This window comes from Shigella sp. FC1967 (assembly GCF_001743005.1).
Lineage (GTDB): Bacteria > Pseudomonadota > Gammaproteobacteria > Enterobacterales > Enterobacteriaceae > Proteus.
On the sequence record NZ_MIIZ01000133.1, the window covers coordinates 1 to 10,823 of the forward strand.

General features: G+C 37.9%; 13 protein-coding genes and 1 pseudogene. 5 read left to right on the forward strand and 9 right to left on the reverse strand.

The window, feature by feature from the left end; translation table 11 throughout:
• Both rpmA and rplU read right to left on the reverse strand, forming a co-directional pair.
• Positions 1–162, reverse strand: a 162-nt coding sequence (rpmA, locus tag BHE89_RS01200) for a 50S ribosomal protein L27 (protein WP_128860269.1), incomplete at its 3' end; no start/stop codon positions are given.
• Positions 163–188: 26 nt separating this feature from the next.
• Positions 189–497, reverse strand: a complete 309-nt coding sequence (rplU, locus tag BHE89_RS01205) for a 50S ribosomal protein L21 (RefSeq protein ID WP_006535707.1) — start codon at positions 495–497, stop codon at positions 189–191.
• 265 nt (positions 498–762) lie between these two features.
• On the opposite strand from rplU, the gene ispB reads away from it, so the two are divergent.
• The gene (gene ispB / locus BHE89_RS01210; protein ID WP_069369852.1) at positions 763–1,734 is read left to right on the forward strand and encodes an octaprenyl diphosphate synthase; all 972 of its coding nucleotides are present in this window, start codon (positions 763–765) and stop codon (positions 1,732–1,734) included.
• Between the two features lie 48 nt (positions 1,735–1,782).
• On the opposite strand, the gene BHE89_RS01215 is transcribed toward ispB, so the two are convergent.
• A complete protein-coding gene (locus BHE89_RS01215; protein ID WP_023583583.1) occupies positions 1,783–2,199 on the reverse strand; it encodes a DNA-binding protein in 417 nt (138 codons plus the stop codon).
• Positions 2,200–2,309: 110 nt separating this feature from the next.
• Positions 2,310–2,600, reverse strand: a complete 291-nt coding sequence (locus BHE89_RS01220; protein WP_286145808.1) for a DNA-binding protein — start codon at positions 2,598–2,600, stop codon at positions 2,310–2,312.
• 220 nt (positions 2,601–2,820) lie between these two features.
• Between BHE89_RS01220 and BHE89_RS01225 the strand changes: the two genes are divergently transcribed.
• Positions 2,821–3,087, forward strand: coding sequence for a helix-turn-helix domain-containing protein (locus tag BHE89_RS01225; RefSeq protein ID WP_069369854.1), 267 nt, complete (start codon positions 2,821–2,823; stop codon positions 3,085–3,087).
• A gap of 104 nt (positions 3,088–3,191) precedes the next feature.
• Here BHE89_RS01225 and mdh read toward each other — a convergent pair.
• Positions 3,192–4,131: pseudogene (mdh, locus tag BHE89_RS01230) on the reverse strand (malate dehydrogenase).
• Positions 4,132–4,577: 446 nt separating this feature from the next.
• Between mdh and argR the strand changes: the two are divergent.
• Positions 4,578–5,048, forward strand: coding sequence for a transcriptional regulator ArgR (argR, locus tag BHE89_RS01235; protein ID WP_069369856.1), 471 nt, complete (start codon positions 4,578–4,580; stop codon positions 5,046–5,048).
• Positions 5,049–5,106: 58 nt separating this feature from the next.
• Here argR and mpl read toward each other — a convergent pair whose 3' ends face one another.
• Entirely contained in the window at positions 5,107–6,486 is a 1,380-nt protein-coding gene (gene mpl, locus BHE89_RS01240) for a UDP-N-acetylmuramate:L-alanyl-gamma-D-glutamyl-meso-diaminopimelate ligase (protein WP_069369857.1), read from the reverse strand.
• A 165-nt stretch (positions 6,487–6,651) separates the two neighbouring features.
• On the opposite strand from mpl, the gene fbp reads away from it, so the two are divergent.
• Entirely contained in the window at positions 6,652–7,659 is a 1,008-nt protein-coding gene (fbp, locus tag BHE89_RS01245; RefSeq protein WP_036939388.1) for a class 1 fructose-bisphosphatase, read from the forward strand.
• Positions 7,660–7,858: 199 nt separating this feature from the next.
• Complete coding sequence (ppa, locus tag BHE89_RS01250) at positions 7,859–8,386, forward strand: inorganic diphosphatase (RefSeq protein ID WP_004246260.1); 528 nt, start codon at positions 7,859–7,861, stop codon at positions 8,384–8,386.
• A gap of 40 nt (positions 8,387–8,426) precedes the next feature.
• Here ppa and BHE89_RS24630 read toward each other — a convergent pair whose 3' ends face one another.
• From BHE89_RS24630 to BHE89_RS01260, 3 genes are all read right to left on the reverse strand, one after another.
• Positions 8,427–8,651: a hypothetical protein gene (locus BHE89_RS24630; RefSeq protein WP_286145809.1), complete on the reverse strand. Its 225-nt coding sequence runs from the start codon at positions 8,649–8,651 to the stop codon at positions 8,427–8,429.
• 25 nt (positions 8,652–8,676) lie between these two features.
• A complete protein-coding gene (locus tag BHE89_RS24635; protein WP_286145810.1) occupies positions 8,677–9,429 on the reverse strand; it encodes an MFS transporter in 753 nt (250 codons plus the stop codon).
• A 381-nt stretch (positions 9,430–9,810) separates the two neighbouring features.
• Positions 9,811–10,707 carry a dTDP-4-dehydrorhamnose 3,5-epimerase family protein gene (locus BHE89_RS01260; RefSeq protein ID WP_286145811.1) on the reverse strand — a complete coding sequence of 299 codons (897 nt, stop codon included), beginning with the start codon at positions 10,705–10,707 and terminating at the stop codon, positions 9,811–9,813.
• Positions 10,708–10,823: the final 116 nt, after the last annotated feature.

Consider the following 10,823-nt stretch of genomic DNA (forward strand, 5'->3'; position numbering starts at 1 on the left):
GTCACGACCACAACCAACGTTAGTACCTGCATGGAACTTAGTACCACGTTGACGAACGATGATGCTACCTGCTAATACAGCTTCACCACCGAAACGTTTAACACCCAGACGTTTTGCTTCGGAATCACGACCGTTACGAGTCGAGCCGCCAGCCTTTTTTATGTGCCATTGAACTACTCTCCTAAACCTTAAGCGATACCAGTGATTTTAACATCAGTAAACCACTGACGGTGGCCCTGTTGTTTACGGCTGTGTTTACGACGACGGAACTTAACAATCTTAACTTTATCGCCGCGACCGTGAGCAACCACTTCCGCTTTAACTTTAACGCCCGCAAGGATTGGAGCGCCAATTTGAATGTCATCGCCATTAGCGACCATCATTACAGTATCAAACTCGATTGTTTCGCCAGTAGCTACTTCCAGCTTCTCTAAACGAATAGTTTGACCTTCGCTGACTCGGTGTTGTTTACCACCACTTTGGAAAACCGCGTACATATAAACTCCGCTTTCCGCACACTCCCAATATGTATAATTTGAGTGCACAATTAAAATATTCACATAGGGCGCGAATTCTACGCAAATTTAGTGCCGATGACAAGTACAGATCGCAAACTAGCGTTAAAAAAAAAGAGTTTTTTTACACGATATTTATTTCAGCCATTTTTAAAGTACAATCTAAATTATAAGAGAGTAAAATCTATGGCATGATCATTTTTTATTAATAATAACGCGCTCATTGGCGAGCCAAAGTCGAAAAAACATGAATTTAGAATCTATTATAAAACTAACATCCGCTGATATGACTGCGGTAAATGAGGCAATCCTTTACCAGCTTAATTCAGATGTTTCTTTGATAAATCAACTTGGTTACTACATCATTAGTGGTGGTGGTAAAAGGATCCGACCAATGATCGCAGTGCTCACTGGACGAGCATTGGACTATCAAGGCGACAAACATATCTCGGTCGCAGCGCTTATCGAATTTATTCATACAGCAACGTTGTTACATGATGATGTTGTGGATGAATCTGATATGCGTAGGGGAAAACAAACGGCAAATGCTGTTTTTGGAAATGCTGCCAGTGTACTTGTTGGCGACTTTATTTATACACGATCCTTTCAGATGATGACGGATCTTGATTCGATGCGTGTATTAAAATTAATGTCTAGCGCCACCAATGTGATCGCTGAAGGTGAAGTTTTGCAACTAATGAATTGTAACGATCCGGACATTTCCGAAGATGACTACATGCAAGTTATCTACAGCAAAACAGCTCGTCTCTTTGAAGCCGCTTCTCATGCATCAGCGATCCTTTCGGAAGCAACGCCTGAGCAAGAAAAAGCATTCCAAGATTATGGTCGTTATCTTGGGACTGCTTTCCAGCTCATTGACGATTTACTTGATTATGATGCAGATAACAACCAGTTAGGTAAAAATACTGGTGATGATCTTGATGAAGGTAAACCAACGTTGCCATTACTTCATGCTATGCATAATGGCAATGAAGAAGACTCCCAATTAATTCGCCAAGCCATTGAACAAGGTAATGGTCGCCATTTATTAGATACTGTTTTAAATACAATGAAACAGTGTGGCTCTTTGGAATATACCCGTCAAAAAGCGGAAGAAGAAGCAGACAAAGCGATTGAAGCTTTATCAATTATACCTGACTCACCGTATAAAGATGCGCTTATTGGGCTTGCTCACGTCGCAGTACAACGTCAATCATAACTTTGGCTTTATATACGCCCCATTAATTAAAGAAGCCCACTAGAGCGACTACGTCGATTCTGGTGGGCTTTTCAATTTATTGAGGACTTCTTCGTTTTCTCGCTCGATAGCATCTTGATTATCTGCATCAATATAACTAATGAGCTTTGCCAGCCCTTCGCGCAGTACGAATTTCACAATCTTTTCTCGTTCTGATTTAGTCAATTGATAATAAGCTTCAACCCAAATCAAAAAGGCATCCTGACGTTTTGATAAATATTCAGCTGGAGGTTCATGTGCAGCGAGTACACTAATCACCTCATCAGGCAGACTTTTTACGGAATACTCGACAGCTTTTCCCTGCACTCCACGTTTACGACGATTTTCCCATCCTTCACGACGCGCCATCAAGTTAACGCCTTGCGGTGAGTTAGGTAACCCCGCAAGCCCCACTAATTCTTTCGCTGTATACCATTCTTTTTTCATGATCTCATCTCACATTCAACTAAGAGGTTAGTCAGATATCTGTTGCGGATAACGCAATAATAGATTCTTTAAAATCGCTTAATCATTGACGACTTTTTCTAAAAAAACTTCTAATACCATCCCGCAATATCAGCTCTGTTAATGTTTTTTTGTTCACCATTATTTAGTTGTTGGAATGCTTTCACCCAGATAACGAGTGGCTCCTCTTTTTTATTTAGTTTGTAATGTGCTAATGGCTCATAAAGTTCTAGAGCAATTAAAGTTTCTTCTGGTAAGCAAGAATAATGATATTCAACACCATTACCTTGCTTATTTTTTACATTTTGTTTTTGCCAAGACTCTCGTCTCGCTTTTGAATTTACACCTTGTGGTGATTTAGGTAATCCACCTATACCCGTCAATTCCTTTGCCGTATACCACTCTTTTTTTCATTATGTTTCTCTAAAATTGTTATCAACTTCAAAAAAGAAATTATTAAGAAAAAAAATCAGAAATCTTTTTTAGAAAAATAATGTTATTTTATTTTCTAAATAATCAGTTTAAATGCTTTAGGACATTTCTAATAAACTGTTATTTATACCACTAACACAGCAATCAATTTTTATAGAAAAAGGATTAAAAATGATTTCAAGGAAATCTGATTGGCATCCTGCCGATATTATTGCCGCACTTAGAAAACGAGGAACAACACTTGCTGCCATCTCTCGCCAAGCAGGGTTAAGCTCTTCAACACTTGCTAATGCGTTGTCACGCCCTTGGCCTAAAGGAGAGAAAATCATTGCTGATTATCTTGGTATCGCTCCTAGTGAAATTTGGCCTAGCCGTTATTTTCATCCTGAGACAGGAGAATTACTTGAACGAAAGATTCGTACCAAAACTAATAATTAACTAATAATTACATACATTATAATTAATAAAAAAAAAACCCTGATATAGTATCAGCGGTTTTTTATTTAAATTTGCATTATTTTTATAGCAAAAAAAGAATTTCTTTATTTATTAATAAATTCTTCACCAAGAATTATATCTTTTTTTCAATACATCTAACATGCCATTAAGAGATTGCATTTCAAAATCACTTAATTTACCAATAGATAAATATTCCTCTACACCATTTTTACCTAAAAGAATAGGTTGTGCGAAGAAACGAGCATATTCTCCGTCGCCTTCTGTGTAGGTACATTCAATAACATTTTTCTCGCCATTTAGGGCGCGAATTAATGAAAGACCAAAACGAGCAGCGGCTTGACCCATAGATAGTGTTGCTGATCCACCACCCGCTTTTGCTTCAACAACCTCAGTACCTGCGTTTTGAATACGTTTAGTTAATGCCGCGACCTCATCATCGGTAAATGAAACGCCATCAACTTGAGATAATAGAGGGAGAATAGTCACACCAGAGTGTCCACCAATCACCGGAACATTGGTTTTTTGTGGATCTTTACCTTTTAGTTCTGCAACAAAGGTATTGGCGCGAATAATATCAAGAGTGGTGATCCCGAAAAGACGTTTCTTATCATAAACGCCTGCTTTCTTAAGCACTTCTGCTGCGATAGCAACGGTTGTATTCACAGGATTAGTAATGATTCCGATAAGTGCTTTCGGGCAATTTTGTGCAACCTTTTCAATCAAGTTACGCACAATACCTGCGTTAACATTGAAAAGATCTGAACGATCCATGCCTGGTTTACGAGCAACGCCCGCAGAAATCAGGACAACATCAGCGCCTTTTAGCGCAGGAGAAGGATCTTCACCCGCAAAACCTTTTACAGTCACTTGAGTCGGGATATGGCTTAAGTCAGCTGCGACACCCGGTGTAACGGGAGCGATATCATATAAAGAGAGTTCACTACCAGCTGGAAGCTGATTTTTAAGAAGAAGTGCCAGTGCCTGACCAATACCACCTGCTGCACCGAGAACTGCTACTTTCATTCTGATACTCCTTAGTTTACGAGATAGTGGAACGCCTTCGAGATACTCACTCTTACGCAACTCACCTTTAAAAAAACAATTATTTAACAGTAACATTGCATAATAAGGCATTTACAGTGAAAAATAACACTTCGGTTATTCTAAACAAATTGCTTATCTGTTAATGAGATAGTGGACACTCTTTTGATAAATAATTTCAATAAATATGACAAAATGTTAAGTGCACCATCATCCTCGTGATAATCATTTAAGCTTATCATTTATTTAACAAATGCTTTACTTTCTTTAAATTATCACATTCACGCACTGTAAATAAAATTTTTTGTAGTACATTCTACTTTACAATTTTAAGGAGGCTATCACTCATCTTTCTTCGTCTTATGTTGCATAAAAATTCACTTCTCTGCATAATACGCAGGTTATTGATAACTCACTAAAGGTGAACTATGCGCATTCCTTCTAAGCAAGAAGACTTGGTTAAAGCGTTTAAAGCCCTGCTGAAAGAAGAAAAATTCAGTTCACAAGGCGAGATTGTGACTGCATTACAAGAGGCTGGATTTGATAATATTAATCAGTCAAAAATCTCTCGTATGCTAACAAAATTTGGTGCAGTAAGAACCCGTAACGCCAAAATGGAAATGGTGTATTGCCTTCCTACTGAGCTTGGCGTACCAACAGCAAGCAGCCCACTAAAAAATCTGGTACTCGATATCGATCATAATCATTCTGTTGTGGTGATAAGAACGAGTCCAGGTGCGGCACAACTTATTGCACGTTTATTAGACTCATTAGGCAAAGCAGAAGGGATCCTTGGCAGTATTGCAGGTGATGATACTATTTTCTCAACACCGGCACCGGGATTTTCCACAGAAGAATTACGAGATGCGATTCTAAATCTTTTTGATCAAGAATTATAATTAGCCTTTCGACAACTTCAAAAAGCAAGCCACTGAATTTTCAGTGGCTTGCTTATTTTTAATACTGTCTATCCGACTCTTTAGGCTGTGCTAATTTTGTAAGCAATTTTTCGTGAATACCGCCAAAACCGCCATTACTCATAATCAAAATATGATCGCCCGCTTGCGCTTCTTTCGCAATCATATCAACTAGCGTATCCAGATCTGAACTCCAACGAGCTGGCTGTACACAATGCTCAGCAATATCACTCACTAACCATTGAATATTAGGTGGCTGGAATAAAAAGACTTCATCAGCACGCCCTAATGCCGGGGCGATATCATCCTTGCTAATTCCCATTTTCATAGTGTTTGAACGAGGTTCTAATACGGCAATAATACGAGCGGTTCCACCAACTTTACTGCGTAACGCTTCAAGCGTTGCCAAAATCGCAGTGGGATGATGCGCAAAGTCATCATAAACACTGACTTGGTTGACCTCACCACGTAGCTCTAAGCGACGACGTGCATTAATAAACTTATCTAATGCTTCACAAGCATCAGCGGGTAAAACACCAACATGGTGCGCTGCAACAATCGCCATTAGACCATTTTGCATGTTGTGTTCACCTGAAAGTCCCCAAGACACTTCGCCGACTCGCTCACCTTTGTGGAATACCTCAAAATGACTACTGTCATTATTGAGTTTTTTGGCTTGCCAATCTCCTGTTTCACCTGTGAACTCTTGCTCACTCCAACATCCCATTCCAATGGTCTGTTTTAAATTCATATCGCTATCAGGCATGATAATTTTTCCTGTGCCCGGGACAATACGAACTAAATGATGGAATTGTTTTTGAATTGCCGCTAAATCATCAAAAATATCAGCGTGATCGAATTCAAGGTTATTTAAAATCAATGTGCGTGGAGAATAATGAACAAATTTAGAACGCTTATCAAAAAAAGCGCTGTCATATTCATCAGCTTCAATCACAAAGAAAGGACTTTCACCTAACTGTGCAGATACTTGGAAATTACCCGGTACACCGCCAATTAAAAAGCCAGGTTTATAACCGCAATCTTCTAAAACCCAAGCCAGCATACCTGCTGTTGTAGTTTTACCATGAGTTCCAGCGACGGCTAACACCCAACGTTCAGGTAAAATATAGTCATGTAGCCACTGAGGGCCTGAGGTATAAGGCAAACCTTTTTCAAGTACAGCTTCAACACAAGGGTTTCCTCGTGTCATTGCATTACCAATAATCACCATGTCAGGGGCAGGTTCTAATTGTTTTGGGTCATATCCCTCAATCAGTTCGATTCCCTGATTTTCTAGTAAAGTACTCATGGGTGGATAAACATTAGCGTCTGAGCCTGTAACTTTATGTCCCTTCGCTCTAGCGAGAATGGCAAGACTTCCCATAAAGGTGCCACAAATACCAAGAATATGAATGTGCATGAATTTCTGTCCAATAGCATGAAGTTGGTCACTATTCTAACGATCAAAAAGCAGATAAGAAACGGATTAACCTTTGAATCATCCGATTCTTTGGCTAAACTTGCCACCACCAAGGAGATTTTCTCTCCTTTTTTACTTTACCCACTCACATTCAGGACCTGCGTCATGAAAACATTAGGCGAATTTATCGTCGAGAAACAACAAGATTTTCCCCATGCAACGGGTGAACTTACTGCATTACTTTCAGCAATTAAGCTTGGGGCTAAAATTATCCACCGTGATATTAACAAAGCAGGGTTAGTCGATATTCTTGGTACTAACGGTGTTTCTAATGTTCAAGGTGAAGCCCAGATGAAACTGGATCTTTACGCGAATGAGAAACTGAAAGCTGCATTAAAAGCACGCGGTGAAGTTGCGGGTATCGGATCAGAAGAAGAAGATGATATTGTTATCTTTGAAGGTGATCGTGCTGAAAATGCCAAGTATGTTGTACTAATGGATCCTTTAGACGGTTCGTCAAATATTGATGTAAACGTTTCCGTCGGAACAATTTTCTCTATTTACCACCGTATTACACCGATTGGACAACCTGTCACTTTAGATGACTTCTTACAACCAGGTCATCGCCAAGTCGCCGCTGGCTATGTCGTTTATGGTTCATCAACCATGCTCGTTTATACAACAGGTTGTGGTGTTCATGCCTTTACTTACGACCCTTCTTTAGGTGTATTCTGTTTATCTCATGAAAGTGTACATTTCCCACCAACAGGAAATATGTACTCAATCAACGAAGGTAACTACATCAAATTCCCATTAGGGGTAAAAAAATACATTAAGTATTGCCAAGAACAAGATGCAGCAACAAACCGCCCTTATACCACCCGTTATATTGGTTCTTTAGTTGCTGATTTTCACCGCAATTTACTGAAGGGGGGGATTTATATTTACCCAAGTACTGCAAGCCACCCTACTGGTAAATTACGTTTACTCTATGAATGCAATCCAATGGCGTTCTTAGCCGAACAAGCTGGCGGTAAAGCAAGCAACGGTAAAGAGCGTATTCTTGATATCGAACCAAAAGAGCTTCACCAACGTATGCCTTTCTTTGTAGGGACTAAATCGATGGTTGAACAAGCTGAAAGCTTTATGGCGCAATATCCAGACGAAGAATAATCCATTCGTTTCACATTCACATAGATAAACCGGGCTTCTTATTCGTCCGGTTTTTTCATCTTTGAAAATATCCCTTTCTTTTATTTGTTGCTTATTTTTACGTCAGAACGCAACATGTTTGGCAAAAAACGGGTATTGTTAAAAACTTTTCGCTATACTAACGGCCACGTAAAATTAATTTTTTTATAGGAAATTTTTTATGAGCCTGAATCATGTTCCTGCTGGTAAAGAACTACCAGAAGATATCTATGTTGTTATTGAAATCCCAGCAAATGCGGATCCTATCAAATACGAAGTTGATAAAGAAAGTGGCGCACTATTCGTTGACCGTTTTATGTCAACTGCAATGTTCTACCCATGCAACTACGGTTACATCAATAACACGTTATCTTTAGATGGTGACCCAGTAGACGTTCTGGTTCCAACACCATATCCATTACAACCAGGTTCAGTTATTCGTTGCCGTCCTGTTGGCGTACTGAAAATGACTGACGAATCAGGTGAAGATGCGAAACTCGTTGCAGTTCCACACACTAAACTGAGCAAAGAATACGACCACATTAAAGATGTGAACGATCTGCCTGAACTGTTAAAAGCACAAATCAAACACTTCTTCGAACATTACAAAGATTTAGAATCTGGTAAATGGGTAAAAGTTGATGGTTGGGAAGGCGTAGAGGCAGCTAAAGCTGAAATTCTGTCTTCTTTCGAACGCGCTAAAAAATAATTCTGACCCACTCAGAATAACTTACTGATAAATAAGCTCTTCATTTTATTGAAGGGCTTTTTTTATGATGAAACGTCACAAGCAATACACCACTTATCAATGTTATCCCTATCGCAATCGCCATCAGTGTATAAATAAAGGCGACTTCACCAGTAGAGAAAAACAAAAGCCCACCCACAATGGGTAAGATCAGTTGATTAAATAAAATAATCAGTGAGGAAGTACTGGCTAATTGCGTCACAGGAATGATTTCTATTCTGAACATTCGCAAGATATTCCCTGAAAAAACCTTACCAATAATGGATAGGGCACAAAAGATAATAAAAATAGTGATATCTTGTTGAAAAATAATCAGTAAAGAAGAACTTATTGTGATGATGAAAATTGACAGAGACAGTAATAATTTTCGATTTAAATAATGAGTTAAAATAGCCATATAAATAAGTACCTATTACACCACAGATCCCCGCAGAAATATCAATAAAGCCATAGTATTTAATCGGTAAGTTCATCGATTGATCAATTAATGCCATACCACTCGATTCAATTAATCCATCAAACATATTATTCCCAATAGCAATTAAAATAGAAAAAATCAAAATAGGAGATGTAAAAATCATTACCATCCTTTTAGTGACTCGTAACGTCTCTGCTTGGCTATGTAATTGAGTGGCAGCGTGACTCTCTTTTGGCTCTAGATAAAAGAACAAAAAGAATACTGCGTTAATAAAATAGAATAAACAGGGAATAATAAGTAAATAACGGTATCCATGCTCAATAAATAACATCCCAATGAATGGACCGGTGATCATGCCCAAAAAATCTATTCGTGACATTATATTAATATGATGTTCTTTATGGTGACTCATCAATGCAATAATTTTTTCATATGAAATCAGCGTCTGTGAATTACCAATAGAAATTAAACTTCCCACTAATCCAAAACTAATTGCAATCACTAAATCAGAGGAAAAATCTGAAGTTAATAAAAATAAACAGCCAATAATTTTACTACTATCAGAAAGAATAGAAACAGGGCGCACACCTAGAGTATCAATATATTGACCAATAAGCGGTATTAAAAAAAATGCGTGGTAACCACCATAAGGCGTATGTCAATCCCGCATACTCAATACTTGTTGTTAATTGATAAACAATAACAGGTGTTAAAAAAACCATTAAGCCATCAGCACTTAACACCAAAAAAAGCATATAGAAAAAGACAATACGCATAATCGAAGTTATACCTTTTCTTTAATTAATACTTTAATAGGCTGGTTATTTTCATCATAAATAACAATCGATTTTGGAGTATGATGGGTGGGCTTGTGTTTCATTAACTCCTGTTGTTTAGAAACGAGGAATTGATAATAGCTTAAGTCTGCTGCTATTTTATTAAACGTGATAAGATTGATAATTTTTTATTAGCAAATTTTCCAATCAATGACATCATAGCCTGGAATATATTCTTTTTCTTTGTCTAAATAGATAACTGGTCGATTAACAGTAATGATATTCGCCATATTAAATAAGGCATGGGCAACACCACAAGGGATCACTAACTCAATATTGGGTGCAGGATTAAAAATAATTTCATCTTCATAAAATAGCGTGGGGGAATTTTCACGCATATCCACCAGCTTAACGGTGATTTCATGAGATATATCACCTAGAAAAGTTAAATGATCTTCTTGCCCTAAATGTAATCCATAAGAGTCAAAATCATAATCCTCATGACCATGTTCAACTAGATACATAGGGGATTGTCGCGTTAATGGGACAATACCACTCTCTTTACCAGTATGTAAGGTCGCCATTTCATGAAATTCAACACCTAAAATAGTCGATGTAGGTAATTGTTGTTTTTGAGTATCTGCTATTTTCTCTCGAAATCTTAAATTAATCTCATCGCCATTATCTAAACGGATTTTACGGGTTTCAGAGTGTAGAAATCGATGTTGACTTAACCATTGCTGTTGTATCTCTGCGATCCGATGATAGACCAGTGCAGAGGCTTCTTCTGTCATTGGCTCATAGCCTTCAATCTCATTAATATCGATATTCTCAGGAAGATTTATCACATCATTATTAGGTGACCAATTAAACGTTTCACTTGCTAATTGCTCGATTGTAGGTAAAAAAAGAGAATAGTTATTTAAGGTAAAAACATTCTCTAGATGAGAAAAAGTATGGGCGACCCCTGGGGGAATAATTAGTGTTCTTGCGGATGATGGTGTTATCTCAAAACTTAATTCTGATTTAAATGTTGGTGAATTTTTACGACAATCAATAAATTTAGCCAGTATCTTTTGTTTTTTCATCACCTAAAAAAGTTAATGTATCTTGTTGACCAAGATGAATACCGTACTGCCCATATTTAAATTCACTTTTACCATGGTAAACAATATTAATAGGGATAAGTTGTTTGCGAAGGGGA